This is a genomic window from Propioniciclava coleopterorum (genome assembly GCF_011393335.1).
Taxonomy (GTDB): domain Bacteria; phylum Actinomycetota; class Actinomycetes; order Propionibacteriales; family Propionibacteriaceae; genus Propioniciclava; species Propioniciclava coleopterorum.
The window spans coordinates 2,147,771-2,169,543 of the sequence record NZ_CP049865.1; the positions used below are offsets into that span (position 1 = coordinate 2,147,771).

The following is a 21,773-nucleotide window of genomic DNA, read 5'->3' on the forward strand; positions in this document are numbered from 1 at the left end:
GCTAGCCGGGCTGTTCCCGAGAGGGAGCTAGGCGCGAGTGGCGGAATGGCAGACGCGCACGGTTCAGGTCCGTGTGTCCGAAAGGACGTGGAGGTTCAACTCCTCTCTCGCGCACCACGGCTATTTAGTACAAGTAGCCCGATTTGTTCAGTAGAACCCCCGGCCTGGGGAGACCCGGGCCGGGGGTTCTGCGTTGTCAGGCTCTCAGGGGGCGGGCGAGGCACCAACGCGGTGTCCAGCCGGGACGATCCGGTGATGGTCAGCCTCCCGGAGGTCCTCAGAGACGACGAAAGCCCCCGACCGGACCTGTTTCCGGGCAGGGGCTACTGAGGCGAGGACTACGAGGCGATGCGCTCCGGCTGGGCCGGGGAAGTTGTGGGGTCGGACTCAGGTGGTCCGGCCCGGGTGGGCTGTGGAGGATGGTTGCCGTCCCACCAGGCCGGGTCCTCGTCGTCAGGCAGGTAGGGATCAGGTTCCCCGGTCCACTGCTCATAGAAGTCGCTGGGCATGTTGATGATGAGGCGGGTGTTCACGGCGTCCACGTTGGCGTGTCCCAGTGGATCGAGAAGAACGGACAGGTTCCCGAGGACGGCCCCAAGTCCTGACAAGCGAAACGCCCCCATCTCTTGGCGGAGGCCGGGGGCGCTTCGGAAGTCCTACCAGGACGCTCGAAAGGAGCGGTTTCATGCTAACACCTGGCGTTGACCAGGCAATCTGTGCCCCGGAGGGCGCGTCGTGAGCACGGCAAAGGCAGGCTAAGCGCGACTGCCATTCTCGTGGTTGGAGGATGAGGTGTTCACTGACGTGATGAGCGCGGGGGCCTTTAGGCTCCGTGTTCTCCTGACGGCGCACTGTGCCTACGACCTGACTGACGGCTGGGTCTCCGAGAGGCTCATGCGCTCGCTGGTTGACCAGCCCGACAGCCTTGAAGAGTTGCTTCGTCTGGGCTATCTGGAGCCTGCCGTTCGCGAGGACCGTGGTGTCCAGATCGAGGGCTACCACCTCTTGGGGTTCGGGGACGAGCAGATGAGCCGGGACCAGCGCCTGGCTGAGCGTGAGGCGGCACGAAACAGGATGCGCAACGTCCGAGCAAGCAGGAAGGGTAACGGTGTTCGAGGGAACGTTCGCCCGAACGTGCAGGAGAATACCGTCCGAACCGACGACGAACGTTCGCGACGTAGTAGTAGTGCCAGTAGTAGTGGTAGTGGAAGAGACTGAGTGGTTGCGGCCATCGGTGATCCCACGCTGGAGGTCGCACAAGGCGCTGCGCGCCGCCTCGACGGGAGTCACCGTCTGGCATTCGGTCCGCAGTCCGCGAACCGCCAGCAGCCCATCCAGGTCGACAACAAGCACTGTGACAGTGCCAGCAGGTTCGCCCTTCCGGCCACGCCCTTTGGGAACCCGGCCCACCCGCCCCGGGGGAAGCCTGCCGAGTCAGGCGGCTCGGGCAACTACGAGCAGCCTCTGCATGCCTCCCAGGCTGAGATGCTCCTGCTGGCGCGGATCAGTCCCGAGCGCTTCGTCAGGCAGATGAGGGTCAAGGCCGACCAGAAGGGCTGGGCGCACATCGACTGGAGTGGCTTGGTGGCCAAGCAACGTTTCGTCAAGACGCTGGCGGTGCGGCAGGGGGAGGTCGAGGCGCTCTTGCCCCAGGTGGAGGCGTGGCTGGCGGAAGGCGCTCAGTGATCGCTTCGAGTCAGTCAGGTCTCGGCCCAGCCTGGCCGGTTCTGTCGGCCTGGCCACCTACGATCAGAAGAGCGGCCCTAATGGGCTTTGACACGCAGCAAGGCAGGTACATGAAGCGCAGCCCCAAGGGACGGCTCGAACTCACTTGGATGGGCAAGGACTCTGCCCTCATCCCGGTCGAGGACGGCAAGTACGACTATGCCTGGGTGGACCCAAGCGACCCCCGTGCCCTGGAGGTCAAGTCCATCGAGGTCGTGGAGCAGGTCGGTGAGATCGACGGCCCGACCGGGGCGAACGAGAACCTGCTCATCGTCGGAGACTCGGGAGACGCCCTCCGCTCACTGGGGACGATCCCAGAGTACGCGGACAAGTACCTGGGCCAGGTCAAGTTGGTCTACATCGACCCGCCGTTCAACACGGAAGAGACGTTCGAGAACTACGCCGACCAGTTGGAGCACTCAATTTGGCTGACTCTGATGCGTGACCGCATCAGCGAGATGGGGCCACTTCTTACACCTGATGCGTCGATCTGGGTGCATCTGGACGACGGTGAAGTGCATCGCATGCGCCTGTTGCTGGATGAGGCGTTCGGTGCCGACCGCTTCGTAACGACGATTGTCTGGCAGAAGAAGACATCCAGAGACAACCGCGCAGCCTTCAGTTCAAGTCAGGACTACATCTTGGTGTACGCCCTCCAAGGTGCTCAGGTCTGGAAGCATGCGCGCCATCGACTGCCGGACATGGGACGGTTCGCCAATCCGGACCACGACCCACGGGGTCCTTGGCGCAGTGTTCCGATGTCTGCTCAGGCGGGCCACGCAACGCAGTCGCAGTTCTATGACATCACCACTCCAACTGGCGTAGTCCACTCTCCGCCCCCGAACCGTGCCTGGACATACACCAAGCCTCGTTTCGAAGAACTTCTCGCGGATGATCTGATCTATTGGCCCCGAAACGGGGATGGCAAGCCGCGCTTGAAGAAGTTCCCGACAGAAGACGATGGGCTGGTCCCCATGACGATCTGGCTGACCGATGAGGTTGGCGGGAATCCAGATGGAAAGCGGGAGAGCAGCGCGCTCTTTGGCGAGGATTCTGTCTTCGACACACCCAAGCCCGAACGACTGCTGGAGCGCGTTGTTCACATCGCGACCTCTCCGGGGGACTTGGTGATGGACTTCTTCGGAGGCTCAGGCACGACGGCGGCAGTGGCCCACAAGATGGGGCGACGCTGGCTGACCGTGGAACTCAGTCAGTCCAACGCTGATCGCTTCATCACTCCGCGACTGACCGCCGTCGTACGTGGAGAGGAGCCTGGTGGGATCACGTCTACCTCTGAGCGTGTGGCGGTCGAAGAACTGCCCGATGGCATGACGGCCCAAGAAGCCCAGAAGTTCAACTCTCTTTTGACCAAGGCGGCGAAAGGGATGGACATGCTTGATTCCGCGACGCTGAAGGCCCTACGCGCAGCGACCAAGACTTGTGACGAGAAGACCCTTCTCTGGGAAGGTGGTGGCGGATTCACCGTGTCGAAGATGGGTCCCTCAATGTACGAGGTGGATGACGAGGACGGTCAGGTCTTCCTGTCCCCGACGCGACGAACGGGGCTTGGTCCAAGGCCATCGCTGGGCAGTTGAAGTTCACCCTCACTCCAGACGATCCTGTCTTCTGCGGCGTCCGCAACCGACAGCGACTCGCGGTCATCGACGGCGTGGCTGACCAGAGCGTCGTCCGGACCGTGGTCGAGCACCTGGGCCAGAAGGAGAAGGCTGTGATTGTCGCCAAGGGAGTGCTTCCCGAAGCAGCCCAACTGCTTCAGGAGTTGTCGCCCGGGTCCCGGGTGAAGAAGGCTCCCGAGGACATGTTCCCGAAGGGGACGGTGAACTGAGGTGGCTGTGGATATCACTTACGACGAGGCACTGATCGAGGAGATCGCTGCCCGGTTCGACCTGCGCGATCCCAACAAGAACGCGCTGTCGGCTGTGGTGCAGAGGATCGCTGATGGCCATTCGGGGCTTCAGGAGATGGTCACGGACCTGGCCACGGGCGTCGGGAAGACGTTCTTGATGTCCTCACTGATCGAGTATCTGGCGCAGCAAGGCGTCCGCCACGTCCTGGTGGTGACGCCGGGCTCCACGATCCAGCGCAAGACGTTGATGAACTTCGATGCTGCCTCGCACAAGTACGTGGCAGGGGCAGACATCGCGCCCTTCATCGTGACGCCGGACAACTTCCAGGCGGCGAACGTCGGTTCGGTGTTGCGTGACGCGAAGCGCCTGAAGGTGTTCGTCTTCAACGTGCAGCAGTTGATCCGTCCCACCGACAAGGTGAGCCGGAAAGTCCGTGATGAGGACGAGAACCTCGGGGACGCGCTCTACTCGCACCTGACCAATGCCGACGACCTCTTCGTCATCGCGGACGAGCACCACGTCTACCGGGAGAAGGCCAAGGCGTTCTCGGCAGCCATCCGCGACCTGGGCCCGGTCGCCCTGGTCGGCCTTACTGCCACGCCCGACAAGGACGACTACACCAAGGTGATCTTCCAGTACACGCTGGGCGAGGCCATCGCTGACGGGCATGTGAAGGTGCCGGTCATCGTCTACCGGAAGGACGGCACGAAGGACGAGCGGACGCAGTTGCAGGACGCGTGCCAGTTGCTCGGGCACAAGGAGAAGTCCTACGGGGTCTATCGCCAAACCAGTCCTGATGCTCCTGCGGTCAAACCAGTGCTGTTCGTTGTCTGTCAGACCATCGAGCACGCCACCGAGGTCGGTCAGTTGCTCGCACAGCCGGGCATGATCGGGGACGGCTCGCAGGTGCTGGAGATCACCTCTCAGTCCTCCGACGAGGCTCTGGAGGCGCTGGCGAAGGTCGAGGAGCCGGACTCTCCGATCCGCGCCATCGTCAGCGTGAACATGCTCCGCGAGGGCTGGGACGTCAAGAACATCGCGGTCATCGTGGCCTTGCGGAGGCTGGCCTCCCAGACCCTGACGGAGCAGATTCTTGGCCGTGGCCTGCGGCTGCCCTTCGGGCAACGCACTGGTATCGCGGATGTCGACCAGGTCGACCTCGTGGCACACGACTCCTACCAGCAGTTGCTCTCCCAGAAGGACGTGCTCCGACAGCGAATCCAACTCCCATCGACGGCGGTGGAGGTGGACGATCAGGGCTTCGCCACCAGCGCCGAGGTCGACCCGAACCAGCCCGTCCCCGTAGACCCCGGTACGGGTTCACCCGAGCCCGGGCAGGTCGGTGGTGCCGGAGGCAGCAGCAGCCTGACTCCTGCCCCGGGCCAGTGGACCCTCTTCGAACTGGAGGAGGACGAGTCCGCCCAGGACGAGGACTACCAGCCGAATCCTGGTCTTATCTTCGAGGAGACCGAGCAGCGGGTGGAGACCAAGGTCCCCGAGCCGCAGTACCGCGTCGAGGGTGCTCCGCAGATCATCTTCCCCCGACGCGAGTCTCGACTGGTGCACTCGCCCTTCTCACTGTCCGACATCCCGGACGGTGACGCCGAGAAAGCAGGGGTGGCCTTCATCAAGGAGGTGCCCACCTTCATCTTCCGGGACGCACTGGAGGCCAAGCGGACGGGTGATCAGGTGCAGATCATCAGCACCCCGCAGGGAACGGCGGAGGCCCAACAGACCTTGGCCGGCCTGGACGTGGTGCACGAGGAACTGACAGCCGCGATCATGCAGCAGCCGGAAGTTCCGGCGGAGAAGGCGTCCAAGAACGCCGCGAAGCGCCTGGTGAAGGCGTTCCTGAAGGGCGCAGGCGTCACCAGCGACGACGAGACCGCTGAGTGGGGCACCAAGCGCCGCCAGCAGGCCGTGGAGGGCATGCGGTCGATGATCCGGGACAAGATCACCAACCGGCCCCGGCAGGAGTCGTTCGAGTTCGTCGGCATCACGCTGCCACTGGAGCCCGTCACGGTGGAGCCGGACGCCCCCATGGCCCACAACGTGACCAAGTTCAAGAAGGGCCTCCAGTACGTCGGCTGGAAGAAGAACGTCATGCCGATGGCCACCTTCGACGCCGGGACCACGGAGTGGCAGTTGGCCCTGCTCATGGACCGCGATCCGAACATCCAGTGGTGGGTGCGCATCTACACCAACGGTCAGGCGTTCATCCGCACCACGGACGGCTACTACTTCCCCGACTTCATCGCACTCGACAAGGATGGGACCTGCTGGCTGATCGAGGGCAAGGCCAACGATCACGCCAAGGATGACTCGGTTCTGCGCAAGAAGAAGGCTGCCGAGGACTGGGCACGGGCTGTGCGGGACGAGGATGACTTCGGCACGTGGCGGTACATGTTCGCCACCGAGTCCGACATCAAGCAGGCGGGAGGCTCCTGGAACGCCCTGCTGACGAGCACGAAGCCGGAGTAGGGATGGACGAATGACGAGGCATGAGGGCTTCTTCCAGCAGCGTCAACCCGCAGCCGTTCTGAAGCACGCGCTTCTGCGGGAGTACACGAAAGTATTCGCAAGCACCGTTGGCTCTCAGGACCGCGCTCGACCCGTCTGGGTCATCGACGGATATGCGGGAGCCGGTGCGTATGAAGAGCCCGACCCCGAAGGAACCCATCCGGACGGCTCGCCCCTGATCGTTCTGAAGATGGCTGAGGGGTTCCAAAGCAAGGAGTTGTCCGCACTGCTGGCTACGGACCGAGTGATTCCGGTCGTCCACGGCATCTCTTACGAGGACCTGCGCGATGAGAGCCCGTTGCTGGCATCCCGCTCGGGGCTGAGCACTGGGGAGGACACGCTGGAGCAGGTCGCGGTGAAGATCGCCAACGCTGTGCGCCCGGAGCAAGGCTGACGCCGGGGCGCACAGCAGTCGTACACCTGTGTGCCTACTCTCGATAGCACCTAGCCACGCAAGGCCGATCCGAGAGGGACCGTCATGAACCAGCACCACACGCCCGGCGACACCCTCCGGGCCGAACTGGAGGCCCTCAATGCCGAGTTCGAGGCTGAGGAGCGCGAGGACCGCTGCGCTGAGGCCCAACGCCGCCGACAGGGGCTTCCGGAGTCCAAGCGGGACATCCGTGCGTATAAGGGCTTCGCAGGCGGCGGCGCGGCTCCCCGATCCTGAGATCGGCCTAGCCGCCCGCGACCCATGCCTCCTCCAGCAGCACCGAAGCCAGCGCGTACTCGGTGCGGTCCCGGTCGAGGTCGGGGATGAGGTGGGTGAGCCGGTCGAGCGCTGCGTTGCTCGCCTCGAAGACGGTTGTGATGAGGGACTGCTGTGCCACGGTGTCGATCATGTGCCTGGACTGTAGCCCGGATGTCGGACAGCCTCATCCTTACTGGCCAAGTGCTCTTGCCCTCTCCTCCATGAAGACCTACAGGAGCCCCGCGACCTGAGTGAGTCGCGGGGCTCCTGTTGTGGGTCAGCCCTTCGGCGGGTGGGAGTCCTTCCCGTAGGAGTTCTTCTCACCGATGGTGCCGTCCATCTTCTTGATGAAGTGCTCCACTCCCCGATCCTTGGCCATCTCGCGCCCAGCAGCCTGCGCTGACGCCTTGGTGTCGTGGACGTTGCTCGCCCGGCTGTTCCCCTGCGCGCGGTTCTTCCACTGACCGTCCTCGTGGTAGGTCTCGATGTCGCCCTTGGCCATGATTCACCTCCCTCCTACGCTTGTCTTTTCTCCAGCATGGACGGCACCACTGACACTCCTCGGGAGTGAGGGTTACTCACGGGCAGAAGCCGCCGTGCGCCAGTGGTTCAGGATGTCGTCGCGGTAGTGGTGCTGGGGGTGTCTGGCACCGTCCACCCCGACCCACTGCCGATCCGCGACGTGCGGCCGACAGGACGCCGCCCACGGACGCGACCGTGCCCGCCGCGCGGACGCGGCGGGCACGGAGACGGTTCAGGCGATCCGGGCGATCGGGGCGCCCTGGGCGACCTCGTCGCCCTCGGCGACCAGCAGGGTGATGGTCCCCGCGACGGGGGCGAACACCTCGGCGTCCACCTTGTCCATCTGGACCTCGCCGACCAACTGGCCCTCGCCGACGGCCTCGCCGTCCGCGGCGTACCAGGTGGCCAGGACGCCGGTCGCGTCCGGACGCTCCGGGCTCATCTGCGGGAACGTCAGTTCCGTCATGCGAGCACCTCCCGGATGCCGGCCTCGATCCGCTCCTGGCGCGGCAGCACCGCGTACTCCAGGACGTGGGCGTAGGGGATCGGGGCGTCCGCCATGGTGATCCGCTTCGGCGGCGCCTTCAGCAGCCCGGGATCGGACTCCACCACGGTGGTGACGATCTCGCCCGACAGCCCGAACGACTGGTAATCCTCGTCGACGACCACGAGGCGTCCGGTCTTGCCCACCGAGGCGAGGATGGCCGCGCGGTCCAGCGGGACGACGGTGCGCAGGTCGATGACCTCGACCGAGATCCCGTCCTGGGCGAGCTTCTCGGCCACGTCGAGGGCGTGGTGCACCGACAGCGACAGCGTCACGACGGTGACGTCGGTGCCCTCGCGGGCCACGGCCGCCTTCCCGATCGGGACCAGGTATTCGCCCTCGGGTACGACGCCGATCGACCGCGGGTTCTTCGCCATCCAGGGCAGCCCCATGACGCCCTTGTGGAACATGAACACCACCGGGTCGTCGTCGCGGATCGCCGACGCCATCAGGCCCTTGGCGTCCGCCGGGTTCGACGGCACGACGACCTTCATGCCGGGCAGGTGCGCGAACGTCCCCCACAGGCACTGGCTGTGCTGCGCGCCGTCGGAGTAGCCGCCGCCCACGGCGGTGGTGAGCACCATCGGCACCTTCACGTTGCCACCGGACTCGAAGTGGATCTTCGCCATGTGGTTGTAGATCTGGTCCAGACACACCCCCATGAAGTCGGCGAACATCAGCTCCACGATCGGACGCATGCCCTCCACGGCCGCGCCGATGCCCAGGCCGATGAACGCCGTCTCGGAGATGGGCGTGTCGATGACGCGGGTCGGTCCGAACTCCTCCAGCAGGCCGCCGGTGGAGCCGAAGATGCCGCCGTAGCTGCCGACGTCCTCGCCCAGGTAGAGCACCTCGGGGTTGGCCCGCATCTCCTGGGCGATCGCTTCGGCCATCGCCTTGCTGGTGTTGAGCCGCCGGGTGGGGGCCGCTGTCGTCGTGGTCATGTCATGCCTCCTTCGCGAACGCGTACCGCGTCGCCTCGGCCGGGTCGGGGAGTGGGCTGTCCTTGGCGTGGCTGATCGCCGCCTCGACGCGCTCGGACGCCGCCGCGGCGATCCGCTGCTTGGCCGCGTCGTCCAGGACGCCGTCGGCGACGAGCGCCGCCTCGTAGCGGGGGATCGGGTCGTGCTCGGCCACGTCGGCCAGCTCCGGACGGTAGCCCTGCGCGTCGCCCTCGAAGTGCCCCAGCATGCGCAGCGTCGAGACCTCCAGCAGGGACGGGCCGCCGCCGCTGCGCGCGCGCTGCACCATCTCCGCGGCGGCCGCGTGCACGGCCTCGACGTCGTTGTCCTCCACCCGGACGCCGGGGATGCCGTAGGCGGCCGCCCGGTCGGCGTTCGAGGGGATCGCGGTGGACGCCGAGCGCGGCACCGAGATGCCCCACGCGTTGTCCTCGACGACGAACACCACCGGCAGCTTCCACAGGGCCGCCAGGTTCAGCGACTCGTGGAACGCGCCCTGGTTGGCGGCGCCCTCGCCGGTCGCCGCGACGGCGATCCGGTCGGTGCCGCGCCGCTGGAACGCGAACGCCTGACCTAGCGCCGGCGGGTAGCCCTCGGCGATGATCCCCGAGCACGAGAAGTGCACGGCCGGGTCGAAGAGGTGCATGTGCCCGCCGCGGCCCTTGCCCAGGCCGGTCTCGCGCCCGAAGATCTCGGCGGTCATGGCGTCCAGGTCGACGCCGTGGGCGATCGCGAAGTGGTGCGGGCGGTGCGTCGCGGTGACGGCGTCGTCACCCGTCAGGTGGGCGCACACGCCGACGGCCACCGGCTCCTGCCCGGCGGCCAGGTGCATCTCGCCGGGGATCAGGCCCTTGCCGATGTCGAAGCCGGGGCCCTTGTCGGCGTGGTACTCGCGCTGGATGGCGAGCTCGTAGGTGCGGATCAGCACCATCTGCTCGTACAGCGCGAGCCGGTCCTGCTGCGTGAGTGTGGTGGGCGAGTCGAGCGTGGCCGAGGCGCCGGTTGGCTCGGTCATGGTGAACCTCCTTCGTTGGTGGTTCACCCCACTGTCTCCCGCGGCGTCCGCCCCAGCCAGACCGGTTGTTTCACATGGTGATAGAACGCCGTCGCCCCGGTGCCGGTCAGCCGAGGCGGTCCGCCTCGAGGGCGAGTGAGAGCAGGCTGGCGGCCCGCCGGAGCGTCGAGCGGTGCGCCAGCGCGGTGTCCAGGTTGGTGGTCGGCAGCGACACCGCCACGGCCCCCACGGCGTGCGACCCGGGGACCGCCGCCGCGATGCAGGTGGTGCCCAGCGCGTACTCCTGGATGTCGACGGCGATGCCCGGCTCGGCGTCGAGTTCGGCCAGCAGGGCGCGCCGGTTGGTGTGGGTGTGCGGGGTCAGGTCGAGCAGCGGGTGCCGCGCCAGGTAGTCCGCGCGCCGCTCGTCGGGGAGCGCCCCGAGGATCGCCTTGCCCAGCGCGGTGGCGTGGGCGGCCTCGTGCAGGCCGACCCACAGGTCCGTCCGCGGCGCGCCCGGGGCGTCCACGATGTCGACGATGTCGATCTCGCCGTCGTCGAGGAACGCCAGGTAGGCGGCGGCGCCGAGTTGCTGTTGCAGCGTCCGCAGCACGTGGCGGGCCCGCTGCGGGATGGCGTTGGCGCGCTGCGCGCGGGCCAGGTGGCCGACCTGGTCGCCCATGACGTAGCCGCCGTCGCTGCGGACGAGGTAGCCCTCGTGCACCAGGGTGCGCAGCAGGTGGTAGGCCGTCGGCAGCGGGATGTCGGTGAGCCGCGACAGCTGCTTGGCGGTGACCGGACGCCCGGCGTCCCCCACGGTTTCGAGCAGCGTCAGGGCGCGGATGACCGAGTTGATCAGTGTGGGCTCCGCGGCCATGCGTCCCTCCCCGCCGTTGCTCGACGCTAGGCGGCGCGCCGCGCCCCGGTCAAGGCCCGACCGGGGACGAGGCGCCGGGCGCGTCCGTCGCGGAACGGCAGCCGCACGGGCGGAGTTAAGGTACCTTAACTCTTGTGCAGGATGGTGTTCTCTCCCGCGACGCGGGGCTTCAGCCGGCGGCCGCGCCCCGGCGTCCCGGCGTGCGCACCTGGCTGTGGGGGCCGGCCTTCGTGGCCGCCATCGCCTACGTCGACCCCGGCAACGTCGCGGCCAACCTGACGGCGGGCGCCCGGTACGGCTACCTGCTGGTCTGGGTGCTGGTCGGCGCCAACGTCATGGCGCTGCTGGTGCAGTACCTGTCGGCCAAGACGGGGCTCGTCACCGGTTCGAGCCTGCCCGAACTGCTCGGACGCCGCCTGCGCCGGGGCCCCCGCCTCGCCTACTGGGCCCAGGCCGAGCTCGTCGCCGCGGCGACCGACCTGGCCGAGGTGCTCGGCGGGGCGATCGCGCTGAACATCCTGTTCGGGCTGCCGCTGGTGTGGGGCGGCCTGATCGTCGGCGTCGTGTCGATGCTGGTGCTCGCGATCCAGACCCGCCGGGGGCAGCGCCCGTTCGAGTTCGTCGTGATGGGCCTGCTGCTCATCATCACCGTGGGCTTCATGGCCGGGCTGTTCGTCAGCGACGTGTCGTGGCCCGCGGCGGCGTCCGGCCTGGTGCCGCGCTTCGCGGGGACCGAGTCGGTGCTGCTGGCGGCCGGCATGCTCGGCGCGACGGTGATGCCGCACGCCATCTACGTCCACTCGGCGCTCGCGCGCGACCGGCACGGCCACCAGCCGCACGAACTGCCGCGGCTGCTGCGCGCGACCCGCTGGGACGTGCTGGCGTCCATGATCGTCGCCGGGGCCGTGAACATCGCCATGCTGCTGCTGGCCGCCGCCAGCCTGCAGGGCGTGGGCGGCACCGACTCGATCGAGGGCGCGCACGCGGCCATCAGCGGGACGCTCGGGTCCGTCATCGGCACCCTGTTCGCCGTCGGGCTGCTGGCCTCGGGGCTCGCCTCCACCTCGGTGGGCTGCTTCGCCGGCGCGACGATCATGGCCGGCCTGCTGCACGTGCGCGTCCCGATGCTCGCCCGGCGCGCGCTCACCCTGATCCCCGCGCTGGTGATCCTGGCCACGGGGGTCAACCCCACGTGGGCGCTGGTGATGAGCCAGGTGGTGCTGAGTCTGGGCATCCCCTTCGCGCTGGCGCCGCTGGTCCGGCTGAGCAGCGACCGGGCGCTCATGGGAGACTTCACCAACCCGCGCGGGCTGCAGGTCGTGGCCTGGGTGGTCGTCGGGCTCGTCGTCGCGCTGAACGTGGCCCTGATCGGATTGACGCTGACCGGAGGTGGTTGATGGAGGCCGACGAGCTGACGCCGGTCATGCAGGACTACCTCAAGGTGATCTGGTCGGCCGTCGAGTGGGGCGACCCGCCCATCACGACGACCGGGCTGGCCGACCGGTTCGGGACGAGCCGCGCCAACGTGTCCGACGTCATGCGCCGCCTCCACGGCCACGGGCTGGTCGACTACGAGCCGTACCGGCCCGTCACCCTGACCGCGCTGGGGGAGCGGCTGGCGCTGGCGATGGTGCGGCGCCACCGGCTCATCGAGTGCTTCCTGGCCGACGTCCTGGGCTACAGCTGGGACGAGGTCCACGACGACGCCGAGCGGCTCGAGCACGCCGCGTCCGACCGGTTCCTCGACCGCATCGACGCGCTGCTCGGCCACCCGACCGCCGACCCGCACGGCGACCCGATCCCCACCCCGGACGGCCGGCGCCCGGCTCCGCCCGGCGCGATCGCCCTGCCGGACGCCGCCCCGGGCCCCCACCGCGTCGTGCGCGTCTCGGACGCCGACCCGGCCGTGCTGGCGCGGCTGGAGGCGCTCGGCGTCCGCCCGGGTTCGATGCTGACCGTGCGTCCGGACGGCGGGTACGCCGACGCCGCGGGGGACCCGCTCGACCTGGGCGCCGCCGAGCGGGACGTCCGGGTGCTGCCGCCCCAGGACTGACGCCCGCGCGTCACGCCTTCTGCAGCGCCTGCAGCACGGCCGGGTCCTGGGCGTCCAGCCAGTCGCACAGCCAGCGGTGGCTCACGAGCTGGACCTCGGGGGTCCTACCGAACTCGGTCATCAGGGCGAGCAGGTTCTCCTGGTAGACGCCACCGACCCACGGGGTCATGTGGTTGCCCAGGATCAGCGGGGCCCGGTTGCCGCGCAGGCACAGCTGGAGCGCGTTGCGCAGCGCGTCGGCGTGCTCGGCCTTCCACGTCCGCCGCTGGGACGCCGACCCGCCGTTGGTCTTCCCGCCCGCCTGGACCACGAGGAAGTTGTAGTCCATCGGGATGATGCGCCCGCCCCGGAACGGGATCTGGAACATCGACATGTCGTAGAGGCCGTAGCGGTCCTTGGCGGGCCAGGCCTGCCGCGGTCGGACGCCGGAGGAGTCGTAGCGCCAGCCGCGCTTCGCGATCACGGGCAGCAGCGTCGCGCGGCCGGCGAGCTCGGGGGTGCGGCCGCCGACGAGTTCGCGGCGGTGGTCGAACGGGAGCGGGTCGATGTCGGTCCAGCCGGTGATCGTGCGCCACGTCGTGACGAGCTTGTCGACCTGGCTGAGTTCCTGCTCCCAGTCGGCCGACGTCCACGACGGCACGCCGTTCGGGTCGGAGAAGTGCCCGCAGAAGTGCGTCCCGATCTCGTTGCCGGCGGCCCACGCCGCGGAGATGTCGATGATCGTGCGGCGCACGGTCGCGTCCGACATGAAGGAGATCTGGGAGTCCCCGGCCGGGCGCCGCGGCGGCTGGTACTGGGTCCGCTTCGACTTGGGCAGGAAGTACAGCGCCGAGAGGAACATGGTCTGGGTGCCGTCGACGGCGCGGGCGGCGCGCACGTAGTCGAGGATCGCGTCCTGGTTGCCGGAGGCGCCGTCCCAGCTGAACACCACGAACTGCGGCGGGCGTTCGCCGGGCCGCAGCCGCGTGATCGGCCGCTGGAAGGGCTGCGGGTCCGGCGACGGGGCCTGCGAGCCGTCCCCGATGGGGGCGCCGAGCCGCACCCGGGGCGTCCCGGTGGGGGAGGGCGAGGGCGACGCGGTGCCCGGCGAGGTGGGCGAGGGGCTGCCCGGCGACGGGGTGCCCGGCGAGGCCGCGGGCGGCGGCGATGCGGTCGGGGCACCCGCGGGTCCGGGGCGGACGACGGCGCAGCCGGACACGCCGACGCCCGCGGCCAGGGCGAGGAAGGCTCGTCGGTCGAGTCGTGTGGGTCGATCCGCGGTCATGGCGTTCCGTTCAGCGGGCGTTGCCTCTCAGGCTAACCCCGTACCCCGGAACGGCAAGGACGTTCGCCCGTGTGGCGCGCCAGGCCGCGACCGAGCGGGCCGGCGCATACCGGCGGCAGGCTCAGGTGGTCTCGCGCAGCATCAGCGTCCCGGGCAGCAGGACGCGCCGCTCGGGCACGGTGTCGCCCGTGGTGGAGGTGATCATCGACACGGCCTCGGCGATCGCCTCGGCGGCGGGGAGCCGGATCGTCGACAGGCGCGGCCGCGTCTGGATCGGCAGCGCGTCGTCGCAGCCCAGCAGGGAGGTGTCGGCGGGGATGGAGACGCCGCGATCGGACAGGCCGTCCAGGACGCCGCAGGCGATGACGTCGTCGAAGGCGATGAAGGCGTCCACCTCGGAGGGGAAGCCGGCGGCCATGCTGCGGGCCTCGTGGTAGGTGCCGGACTCGTCGCGCAGGTACGTCGTCGACAGGCCGAGCTCGTCGGCGAGCCGCTCCAGGGTGGAGCGGCGCTCGAACTCCGACCACGAGCGGTGCGGGCCGCCGACGTAGCAGAACGAGCGCGCACCCTGGTCGACCAGGTGGCGGATCCCCTCGGCCAGGGCGTCCGCGGACGAGACGAGGACGCGCGCGACCTCGGTGGTGTCGTTGTTGACCAGGACGAGCCGGGTCGCCGCCCCGACCTGCCGCAGTTCCTCGGGCGTGAGCCGCGACGAGGCGATGATGAGCCCCTCGCAGTGCGGCACCAGCGAGGCGATGTGCGCCCGCTCCCGGTCGGGCACCGAGTTGCTCTCGACGGTCAGCAGGGCCAGGCCCGCGGCCTCGGCGGTGCGCTGCGCCGCCCGGATCAGCGGCGGGAAGAACGGGTTGGTGACGTCGGGGACGATCAGCCCGAGCAGGCCGGTCTTGCCGGTCACCAGGGCGCGCGCGTGCCGGTTGGGCACGTACCCCATCGACTCGGCGGTCGCGACGATCCGCGCGACCGTCTCCGGCCGGAGCAGGTTCGGCGCGTTGAAGGCGCGCGAGACCGTCGAGGCGGACACCCCGACGACCCGCGCCACCTCGTGGATGGTGGACCGGCCCGGCACCTCAGGCCCCGAGGAGGCCCCGCCCGGCCCGCGTCAGCAGTTCGGCGGAGCCGCGGCGGAAGGGTCCCGGCATGGCGTAGTACATGCAGGCATCCTCCACCTCGTAGCCGCCCTCGGGGTAGGCGTCCGCGGTGGGCAGGTAGCCCGCGACCCCGTCGGTGTACCCGGCGACCATCACCCGCGGCCGCACGGCCTCGAGGTCCTCGGCCACCCGCAGGAACGGCTCGCCCGGCAGGGTCACGATCGCGGCGGCGCCCAGGTCGATGACGCCGACCCGCCCGCGCCACGGCTCGGCCTGGTCCTCGGGACGCCAGGCGCCCGCCCACGCGATCCAGATGTCGAGGACGGCCCGCTGCCCGGGGTCGGCCGCCTCCCGCTCGGCCTCCCAGCCGGCGCGCCGCGCGGCCACCTGCTCGGGGTCGAGGTCCTCGTAGCCGAGCTCGATCGGGGTGGACGCGAACCGCGCGGTGTCCACGGCGAGCGGCTCCCAGGACGCCGACGCCAGCCCGGACGCGAGGCGTCCGCCCAGCTCGGCGGCCCGCTCGAACGTCCGCCCCGAGGCCTGCTGCGAGCTGAAGGACGCCGTCGCGGCGTGCCCGGTGTTCACGTCGCCGGCCGCGCCGGTGAGGAAGACGCACGGCGCGCCGCTGTCGTCCTCGACGCCGGCGCGCAGCGGGTGGGCGTAGTCGGCGGTGATGAGGGTGTTCGTGCCGTCCAGCACGACCGGGTGGCAGGGGTAGGACGCCAGCGTCGCGATCACGGCGCCGTCGGCGTCGGCGAACCGCAGCGCGGTCAGCGGCGGGTCGATGGCCCGCTCGGGGTGGCGGCGGTCCTTCGCGACGCCGGTGCCGCGCACCGACGCCCAGGCCGCGGTCGCCGGCCGCGCCGACGCCCGGGCCGCGTCCAGGGCCTCGATCGCGGCCGCCACCACGGCGTCGTGCACCGCGGCGGCGTGCCCGCCGGCGCGTCCGCACCCGATGGAGGGCCCGCTGTGGGTGTGCAGCGCCGACACCACGGCCGCGTCGACGCTGTCGGGCCGGTCGGCGCCGGTCGCGGCGGCCTCGATGGCCGCGCAGGTGTCCTCGTGCAGGACGCAGGCGTCCACCGCGACGACACCGACCCCGCCCAGGACGAGCGCGCGCACCGTGGTCGGGTCGTGGACGCCGGTGCTGGGCGAGCGCCGACCGGCGAACCCGCCCATCGGCGTCCCGGCCGGGACGTCGACCTCGCGCACCGCGGCGCCGACGTCGATCACGGGCGCACCCCCTGGCGCAGCACGTCGACCACCGCGCCCGCGGCGTCCAGCAGGACCAGATCGGCGCGGGCGCCGGCCTGGACGCGGCCGATGGTGCGATCGCCGATCACCCGCGCGGGCGTTGCGGAGGCCATCTCGACGACGGTCGGCAGGCCCAGCGGGGTGTGGGTGAGCGTCCACGCGACGACCTGGGCCAGGTTGACCCCCGACCCCGCCAGCATCTGGCTGTCGGCGAGGGTGAGGCGGCCGTCGGCGTGCAGTTCGACGTCCCCGCCGACCGGCTGGCGGTAGCGGCCCGGCGCCGCCCCGGCCAGCGCGACCGAGTCCGAGACCAGGAACGAGCGTCCCGGCCCCTTGGCGCGCACCATGGTGGTGAGCGTGTCGGCGGGCAGGTGGTGGCCGTCGCCGATCAGGCCGGCGGTGAGCCGGTCGTCGGCGAGCTGGGTCCAGATCGGGTTGGGGTGGCGGGGCAGCGTCCCGAAGATGCCGTTGCCCAGGTGCGTCGACAGGGTCGCGCCCGCGTCCACTGCGGCTCGGATCTGTTCCGGGGTCGCGTGGGTGTGCCCGACGGCGACCCGCACCCCGGACGCCACGATCGCCGCGATCTGTTCGGGGGCGCCGGCCACGTGCGGGGAGACCGTCACGTAGCCGAGCGGCCCGTGCTCGGCCCAGCGGGCCACCTCGGCGGCGTCCACCGGGCGGATCTGGGCCAGGTCGTGCGCCCCGCGCGGGCCGTCCTGCTCGGAGAGGAACGGGCCCTCGACGTGCACGAACGGGATCGCGGCCGCGACGACCGGGTCGGCGTCCCGGGCGGCGGTGATGGCGCGCATCGACGCCACGATCGCCTCGTGGGAGGCGGTGATGATCGTCGGCACCCACGTGGTGACGCCCTTGCCGGCCAGCACCTGGGTGATGCCGGCGACCGCCTCGGGGGTGGCGCCGGCGCCGTTGACGTCCAGGCCGGCGTAGCCGTTGACCTGCAGGTCGATCAGGCCCGGGATCACCCAGGGCAGCGTGGCGTCGCGGGAGTCGGTCCGGCGGACGCCGACGATCCGGTCGCCGCGGGTCTCGACCTCCAGGACCTCCCCGGTGTCGGGGCTGCGGCCCTCGATCACAGGCATCGCACGCGCCCCTTGAACCGGGAGATGAACCGCTGGTTCGCCTCGTCGCCGCCCGGCGCGTTGCCGCTGCGCCACATCGGCACCTCGACGCCCCGGCCCGCGAGCCGCTGCAGCGTCTCCAGCATGATCCAGTTCAGCGCGAACGCGTTGGCGAACGTGGAGCTCGCGCCCGAGCGTTCCAGGGCCCCCTCGACCTGGATCAGCGCGTCCCCGACCGGGACGTGCGTGTTGACGTGCAGGTCCACCACGTCGTGCAGGTTCTGCTTGGAGGGATGCCGCGCCGGATGGTCGGGCGCGGTGTTGTCGGCGTGCTCGCGCGAGCTGACGCCGATGACCGTCGCACCGAGTTCGCGGGCCCGGAGCGCGGCGTCGATCAGCGCCGCGTTGATGCCGTAGGCGTTCACGAGGATGAGCACGTCGTCGGCGCCCAGCGAGGCGTCGTCGATGACGATGCGGCCGTAGCCGGGCGTCCGCTCGATCGCCATCGAGCGCAGGGCGCCCGAGGACATGAGCGTGCCCTCGTCGAGGATCGCGGAGACGTGCATCAGGCCGCCGGCGCGGAAGAACACCTCCTGGCTGGCGAGGTTCGAGTGCCCGCCGGGCCCGTACACGTGGACGAGCCGGTCGGCCTCGATCTGGTCGGCCAGCACGTCCGCGACCGCCGCGACGGCGTCCGGCTCGGTGGCGAGGATCTGCTGCATCAGGCCGGTGACGGCGCCGTAGTACTGCGCGCCGAGGCTCTCGGGCTGCACGTCACTCATCGGCGGCCGCCTCCTCGTCCACGTGCAGTTCGACGTTGGGGTGCAGCTTCAGCGCGGTCCCGGGGACGTCGGGGGTCGGGTCGAGCGCCAGGGTCTGCGTCACGGCGTTCTTCTTGGCCTCGCCGAGCACCGAGCACACGACGAGTCCGGCGTTCAGCAGGCGGGGGATCGTCACGGTGAGCGCCTGGGCGGGCACGGCGTCCAGGGACGGGAAGTGGCCCTCGTCGACCTGCTGCTGCCGGGAGGTGACGTCCAGTTCCACCAGCCGGACGGCCGCGGGCTCGTCGAAGTCGGCGGGCGGGTCGTTGAAGGCCAGGTGCGCGTTGACGCCCAGCCCGCACAGCGTGACGTCGAACGGCTCGTCGCCCATCGCGGCGGCGTACTGGGCGACGGCCTGCTCGCCCGGCTTGGTCGGATCGATGCGGTGGAAGGTCGGCGTCCCGGCGACGTGGTCGAAGAAGTTCGTGTGCAGCCAGTTGCCGAAGCCCTGCGGCGCGTCCTCGGACAGGCCGAGGTAGTCGTCCATGTGGAAGAACGTCACCTTGTCGAAGTCGATGTCCTGGGCCGCGAGCGCCGTGAGCGTCGGCGCCTGGCTCGGGGCGGCCGCCAGCATGACGCGGGCCGCGCCGCGCTCGGCGATGGCGGCGTTGATCGCCTGCGCCGCGTGCTCGGCGGTCACCGCGCCGAGGTCGGCGAGGGAGGGGTGCACGGTGTAGCTCAGGGGATGCGTGGACATGGTGTTCCTTTCGATGCGGTTGAGGAAGATCAGGGCGCGGGCGATGTGGAACGGGTCCTTGACCGGCAGCGCGACGACCCGGTTGAGCGGGTCGCCGGCGCGGTCGCGGATCTGGATCCACTCCTGCCCCGCGGCGGGGAAGACGCGCATGGTCCACTCCTCGACCCGGGCCGCGTCGGCGGCCAGGTCGGGGGAGACGTGCGCGTAGAAGGCGAGCCCGTACAGGGCCTCGGCGTGCACCCACCACAGCTTGGTGTCCCAGGTGTCGGCCACCAGGGCCTCGTACGGCGAGCCGGGGACGGCCTCGCCGCGCGGGACGCCGCCGTCGCGGTCGACGTAGCGCAGGACGCCGCCGTCGCGGTCGTCCCACCCGACGGCGATCGCGCGACGGGCGTAGTCGGCGCGGAGTTGCGGCGTCAGGACGGCGAAGCCCGGGTCGTCGGCGATGGCATGCTCCATCATCCACAACAGCTCGAGCAGATGGCCAGGGGTGACGTGCCGGGCGAGCAGCGTGTCCTCCTGGCCGGGGCGGGTGGGGGCGAACTCGCGCCACTCGCCTCCGGGGAAGTGTACGTCCTCCAGCTGCCGCCCGGCCCAGTCGCGGACCGCGCGGGCGGCGTCCGGACGGCCGGGGGTGCGGTACAGCTCGGCCGAGACGTGCAGCAGGGTCATGGGCCCTGCCAGGTCGGTGAACCCGTCGGGCACCGGGTAGGGCTCGGACGTGGCCGTGCGCCCCTCGATCGCCGCGCGGGCGGTGTCGAGGATGCGCACCGCGGCGGCGAGCCAGGCCTCCGCCCGGGGGTCCCCGGCGGGCAGCTGACGCAGCCCGGCGGAGACGCCCAGGACGAGGAAAAGGTCGGCGAACACGCTGGTCGCGGTCTCGCCGGCGGCGTCGGGGACCGGGACGCCGTCCTCGGTGACCCGGAAGTGGGTGCGGCCGTCGTCGCGGACCGCCTCGGCGAGCATCCGCTCGCACGTGGCCAGGCAGCGGCGGCGCCACAGCCCGGCGTCCAGGTCGAGGCGGCCGGCGTCCGCCTCGTCGGCCAGCTCACCCGACATCCAGGCCCAGCGGCCCTGGGACCAAGTGAACCGGTCGGGGGTGGTGAGCGCGCCGGCGTTGTCGAACCCCGTCCGGACGCCGCCGCGCTCGTCGTCGACTCCGTGGTCCTCCCACCACGGCAGGATCTCCTGAGTCAGGTGGGAGGACCACCGAGTCGCGTGCGTCATGCCCGGCTGCCCTCCACATCCGCCTCGCCGGCGACCATGTCCTCGTTGAGGGAGTCGATGAGCGCGTCGGTCTCGGGGGTGTTCTCGGGCTTGATGAAGCCGATGGCGACGAACAGGATGATCGAGACGAGCACCGGCGTGGCGACCGTCCAGGCCTGTGCGTTGTTGCCGAAGGTCTTGATCCAGTCGGCCAGCACCCAACGGTTGAGGGCGAACATCAGGAGGCCGCCCGCCGTCGAGATGAGCGCCGCCGACGAACCGGAACGGCGGAAGTAGGGCAGCATGCCGAACAGCATCGGCACCGCGACCGGGCCGACCAGCGCGCCGAACCACAGGATGAGCAGGCCGAGCACGCCGCCGAAGCTGTCGGAGGTCAGCGCGATGATCATCGAGAAGGTGATGAACAGGAACGTGATCAGGCGGGAGAAGAACAGCTCGGTCTTCTCCGGCAGGAACGACTTGCCCTTGCGGAACTGCGGGATGATGTCGCGCACGACGACCGACGCGATGGCGTTGGAGTCCGAGGACGTCATCGCCATGGTGTGGGCGAACATGCCGGCGAGCACCAGGCCGATGAGGCCCTGCGGCAGCAGTTCGGTGGCCAGCAGCGCGTAGGACTGATCCGGCTTGGCCAGGTTCGGCAGCAGGATCGGGGCGGCCCACATCGGGAAGAACAGCACGAGCGGCCAGATCAGGTACAGCCCGGCCGACAGCAGCAGGGAGCGCTTGGCCTCCTTGCCGTTCTCGGTGGCGATCATGCGCATCGCGAGGTTCCACGTGCCGCCGTTGTAGGACAGCGTCGAGATGATGATGTACGCGAGGAAGAAGCCGAGCGTGAGCGTGCCGTTGAACGGCAGCGAGTTCTCCGGGGGGAGCTGCTTCCACATGGTGATCGGCGTCGCGGCGCCGTCGAGGCGCATCATCACGGCGACGGCCAGCGCGATCGCGGCCACGAACTGGATGACGAACTGGCCGAAGTCGGTGAGCACGTCGGCCCAGATGCCGCCGATCGTGGAGTAGATCATCGTGACGCCGCCCACGAGCAGGACGCCCCACACCATCGGGACGCCGGCGAAGACGTTGAGCAGGATCGCCGAGGCGGTCCACTTGGCGGCCACGTCGAAGATCTTCAGCAGGGCGCCCGACCACGCCAGGACCTGCTCGGTCGCCACGTTGAAGCGGACGGCCAGGTACTCCAGCGGGGAGATGATCCCCAGCCGCTGCCGCAGGCGCGGCCAGCGCGGCGCGAAGAAGATCGCGCCGATCACGCAGGCGATGGTGATCGAGATCGCCCACCACACGTACACGGCGAAGCCGGTGGTGTAGGCGAGCGCGGCGTAGCCGACGAACACGGCCGCCGAGTAGCCCGACATGTGGTGCGAGATGCCGACCAGCCACCACGGCACCTTGCCGCCGGCGACGAAGAAGTCAGCAGCGTTCTTGATCCGTCGCTTCGACCACCAGCCGATCGCGACCATCACGAGGAAATACGCGCCGACCACGATCCAGTCAAGCGTTCCCATGGGTGTCCCCTCCTAGAAGGCCCTGCGCCAGTGCCGAGCCATT

Annotated in this window: 23 protein-coding genes and 1 tRNA gene; 10 read left to right on the top strand and 14 right to left on the bottom strand. The window is 69.9% G+C overall.

Going from position 1 to position 21,773, the window contains the following annotated elements:
- Positions 1-31 precede the first annotated feature (31 nt).
- Positions 32-117: transfer RNA gene (locus G7070_RS10255), tRNA-Leu, on the top strand.
- A 221-nt stretch (positions 118-338) separates the two neighbouring features.
- Here G7070_RS10255 and G7070_RS10260 read toward each other — a convergent pair.
- Positions 339-533, bottom strand: coding sequence for a hypothetical protein (locus G7070_RS10260; RefSeq protein ID WP_166233652.1), 195 nt, complete (start codon positions 531-533; stop codon positions 339-341).
- Between the two features lie 247 nt (positions 534-780).
- On the opposite strand from G7070_RS10260, the gene G7070_RS10265 reads away from it, so the two are divergent.
- From G7070_RS10265 to G7070_RS10295, 7 genes are all read left to right on the top strand, one after another.
- On the top strand, positions 781-1,218 hold the full coding sequence (locus G7070_RS10265; RefSeq protein WP_166233653.1) for a hypothetical protein: 438 nt from the start codon (positions 781-783) through the stop codon (positions 1,216-1,218).
- Positions 1,219-1,686, top strand: coding sequence for a hypothetical protein (locus G7070_RS10270; protein WP_166233654.1), 468 nt, complete (start codon positions 1,219-1,221; stop codon positions 1,684-1,686).
- A 110-nt stretch (positions 1,687-1,796) separates the two neighbouring features.
- Positions 1,797-3,320, top strand: a complete 1,524-nt coding sequence (locus G7070_RS10275) for a site-specific DNA-methyltransferase (RefSeq protein ID WP_166233655.1) — start codon at positions 1,797-1,799, stop codon at positions 3,318-3,320.
- The gene (locus G7070_RS10280; RefSeq protein WP_166233656.1) at positions 3,317-3,571 is read left to right on the top strand and encodes a hypothetical protein; all 255 of its coding nucleotides are present in this window, start codon (positions 3,317-3,319) and stop codon (positions 3,569-3,571) included. Before G7070_RS10275 ends, G7070_RS10280 begins: the two co-directional genes overlap by 4 nt.
- 7 nt (positions 3,572-3,578) lie before the next feature.
- Complete coding sequence (locus G7070_RS10285; protein ID WP_166233657.1) at positions 3,579-6,074, top strand: DEAD/DEAH box helicase; 2,496 nt, start codon at positions 3,579-3,581, stop codon at positions 6,072-6,074.
- A 10-nt stretch (positions 6,075-6,084) separates the two neighbouring features.
- Positions 6,085-6,507 (top strand): class I SAM-dependent methyltransferase, encoded by a 423-nt coding sequence (locus G7070_RS17830; protein WP_206079723.1) that lies wholly within the window; start codon positions 6,085-6,087, stop codon positions 6,505-6,507.
- 84 nt (positions 6,508-6,591) lie between these two features.
- Complete coding sequence (locus tag G7070_RS10295) at positions 6,592-6,783, top strand: hypothetical protein (protein ID WP_166233658.1); 192 nt, start codon at positions 6,592-6,594, stop codon at positions 6,781-6,783.
- Between the two features lie 7 nt (positions 6,784-6,790).
- Here the strand turns inward: G7070_RS10295 and G7070_RS10300 are convergent, their stop codons facing one another.
- The 6 genes from G7070_RS10300 to G7070_RS10325 form a co-directional block, all read right to left on the bottom strand.
- Positions 6,791-6,955, bottom strand: coding sequence for a hypothetical protein (locus tag G7070_RS10300; RefSeq protein ID WP_166233659.1), 165 nt, complete (start codon positions 6,953-6,955; stop codon positions 6,791-6,793).
- A 126-nt stretch (positions 6,956-7,081) separates the two neighbouring features.
- Complete coding sequence (locus G7070_RS10305) at positions 7,082-7,306, bottom strand: DUF2188 domain-containing protein (protein WP_166233660.1); 225 nt, start codon at positions 7,304-7,306, stop codon at positions 7,082-7,084.
- Positions 7,307-7,558: 252 nt separating this feature from the next.
- The gene (locus G7070_RS10310) at positions 7,559-7,792 is read right to left on the bottom strand and encodes a lipoyl domain-containing protein (RefSeq protein ID WP_166233661.1); all 234 of its coding nucleotides are present in this window, start codon (positions 7,790-7,792) and stop codon (positions 7,559-7,561) included.
- Positions 7,789-8,814, bottom strand: a complete 1,026-nt coding sequence (locus G7070_RS10315) for an alpha-ketoacid dehydrogenase subunit beta (RefSeq protein ID WP_166233662.1) — start codon at positions 8,812-8,814, stop codon at positions 7,789-7,791. Before G7070_RS10315 ends, G7070_RS10310 begins: the two co-directional genes overlap by 4 nt.
- Before the next feature lies 1 nt (position 8,815).
- Positions 8,816-9,847, bottom strand: coding sequence for a thiamine pyrophosphate-dependent dehydrogenase E1 component subunit alpha (locus G7070_RS10320; RefSeq protein ID WP_166233663.1), 1,032 nt, complete (start codon positions 9,845-9,847; stop codon positions 8,816-8,818).
- Positions 9,848-9,953: 106 nt separating this feature from the next.
- Positions 9,954-10,703, bottom strand: a complete 750-nt coding sequence (locus G7070_RS10325; RefSeq protein WP_166233664.1) for an IclR family transcriptional regulator — start codon at positions 10,701-10,703, stop codon at positions 9,954-9,956.
- A gap of 200 nt (positions 10,704-10,903) precedes the next feature.
- Between G7070_RS10325 and G7070_RS10330 the strand changes: the two genes are divergently transcribed.
- Together G7070_RS10330 and G7070_RS10335 are read left to right on the top strand one after the other, a co-directional pair.
- On the top strand, positions 10,904-12,100 hold the full coding sequence (locus tag G7070_RS10330) for an Nramp family divalent metal transporter (protein WP_246227011.1): 1,197 nt from the start codon (positions 10,904-10,906) through the stop codon (positions 12,098-12,100).
- A complete protein-coding gene (locus tag G7070_RS10335; protein ID WP_166233666.1) occupies positions 12,100-12,756 on the top strand; it encodes a metal-dependent transcriptional regulator in 657 nt (218 codons plus the stop codon). The genes G7070_RS10330 and G7070_RS10335 overlap by 1 nt, the downstream gene beginning before the upstream one ends.
- Positions 12,757-12,766: 10 nt before the next feature.
- On the opposite strand, the gene G7070_RS10340 is transcribed toward G7070_RS10335, so the two are convergent.
- The 7 genes from G7070_RS10340 to G7070_RS10370 form a co-directional block, all read right to left on the bottom strand.
- Complete coding sequence (locus tag G7070_RS10340; RefSeq protein ID WP_166233667.1) at positions 12,767-14,020, bottom strand: polysaccharide deacetylase family protein; 1,254 nt, start codon at positions 14,018-14,020, stop codon at positions 12,767-12,769.
- A gap of 121 nt (positions 14,021-14,141) precedes the next feature.
- Positions 14,142-15,080, bottom strand: coding sequence for a LacI family DNA-binding transcriptional regulator (locus G7070_RS10345; protein WP_166233668.1), 939 nt, complete (start codon positions 15,078-15,080; stop codon positions 14,142-14,144).
- Positions 15,081-15,108: 28 nt separating this feature from the next.
- Positions 15,109-16,362, bottom strand: coding sequence for an alkaline ceramidase (locus G7070_RS10350; protein ID WP_166233669.1), 1,254 nt, complete (start codon positions 16,360-16,362; stop codon positions 15,109-15,111).
- The gene (locus tag G7070_RS10355) at positions 16,359-17,483 is read right to left on the bottom strand and encodes an N-acetylglucosamine-6-phosphate deacetylase (RefSeq protein ID WP_166233670.1); all 1,125 of its coding nucleotides are present in this window, start codon (positions 17,481-17,483) and stop codon (positions 16,359-16,361) included. The genes G7070_RS10350 and G7070_RS10355 overlap by 4 nt, the downstream gene beginning before the upstream one ends.
- Entirely contained in the window at positions 17,474-18,244 is a 771-nt protein-coding gene (locus G7070_RS10360) for a sugar isomerase domain-containing protein (RefSeq protein ID WP_166233671.1), read from the bottom strand. Before G7070_RS10360 ends, G7070_RS10355 begins: the two co-directional genes overlap by 10 nt.
- Positions 18,237-20,207 (bottom strand): 6-phosphogluconolactonase, encoded by a 1,971-nt coding sequence (locus G7070_RS10365; protein ID WP_166233672.1) that lies wholly within the window; start codon positions 20,205-20,207, stop codon positions 18,237-18,239. Before G7070_RS10365 ends, G7070_RS10360 begins: the two co-directional genes overlap by 8 nt.
- Positions 20,204-21,730 carry a sodium:solute symporter family protein gene (locus tag G7070_RS10370; protein WP_166233673.1) on the bottom strand — a complete coding sequence of 509 codons (1,527 nt, stop codon included), beginning with the start codon at positions 21,728-21,730 and terminating at the stop codon, positions 20,204-20,206. The genes G7070_RS10365 and G7070_RS10370 overlap by 4 nt, the downstream gene beginning before the upstream one ends.
- Between the last annotated feature and the right edge of the window lie 43 nt (positions 21,731-21,773).

Excerpts from the sequence above, each read along its gene's own strand:
- G7070_RS10300 (WP_166233659.1), bottom strand. The coding sequence starts at position 6,955 with ATGATCGACACCGTGGCACAGCAGTCCCTCATCACAACCGTCTTCGAG.
- G7070_RS10325 (WP_166233664.1), bottom strand. The coding sequence starts at position 10,703 with ATGGCCGCGGAGCCCACACTGATCAACTCGGTCATCCGCGCCCTGACG.
- G7070_RS10310 (WP_166233661.1), bottom strand. The coding sequence starts at position 7,792 with ATGACGGAACTGACGTTCCCGCAGATGAGCCCGGAGCGTCCGGACGCG.
- G7070_RS10360 (WP_166233671.1), bottom strand. The coding sequence starts at position 18,244 with ATGAGTGACGTGCAGCCCGAGAGCCTCGGCGCGCAGTACTACGGCGCC.
- G7070_RS10275 (WP_166233655.1), top strand. The coding sequence starts at position 1,797 with ATGAAGCGCAGCCCCAAGGGACGGCTCGAACTCACTTGGATGGGCAAG.
- G7070_RS10335 (WP_166233666.1), top strand. The coding sequence starts at position 12,100 with ATGGAGGCCGACGAGCTGACGCCGGTCATGCAGGACTACCTCAAGGTG.
- G7070_RS10365 (WP_166233672.1), bottom strand. The coding sequence starts at position 20,207 with ATGACGCACGCGACTCGGTGGTCCTCCCACCTGACTCAGGAGATCCTG.
- G7070_RS10340 (WP_166233667.1), bottom strand. The coding sequence starts at position 14,020 with ATGACCGCGGATCGACCCACACGACTCGACCGACGAGCCTTCCTCGCC.
- G7070_RS10355 (WP_166233670.1), bottom strand. The coding sequence starts at position 17,483 with ATGCCTGTGATCGAGGGCCGCAGCCCCGACACCGGGGAGGTCCTGGAG.
- G7070_RS10315 (WP_166233662.1), bottom strand. The coding sequence starts at position 8,814 with ATGACCACGACGACAGCGGCCCCCACCCGGCGGCTCAACACCAGCAAG.
- G7070_RS17830 (WP_206079723.1), top strand. The coding sequence starts at position 6,085 with ATGACGAGGCATGAGGGCTTCTTCCAGCAGCGTCAACCCGCAGCCGTT.
- G7070_RS10320 (WP_166233663.1), bottom strand. The coding sequence starts at position 9,847 with ATGACCGAGCCAACCGGCGCCTCGGCCACGCTCGACTCGCCCACCACA.
- G7070_RS10305 (WP_166233660.1), bottom strand. The coding sequence starts at position 7,306 with ATGGCCAAGGGCGACATCGAGACCTACCACGAGGACGGTCAGTGGAAG.
- G7070_RS10295 (WP_166233658.1), top strand. The coding sequence starts at position 6,592 with ATGAACCAGCACCACACGCCCGGCGACACCCTCCGGGCCGAACTGGAG.
- G7070_RS10370 (WP_166233673.1), bottom strand. The coding sequence starts at position 21,730 with ATGGGAACGCTTGACTGGATCGTGGTCGGCGCGTATTTCCTCGTGATG.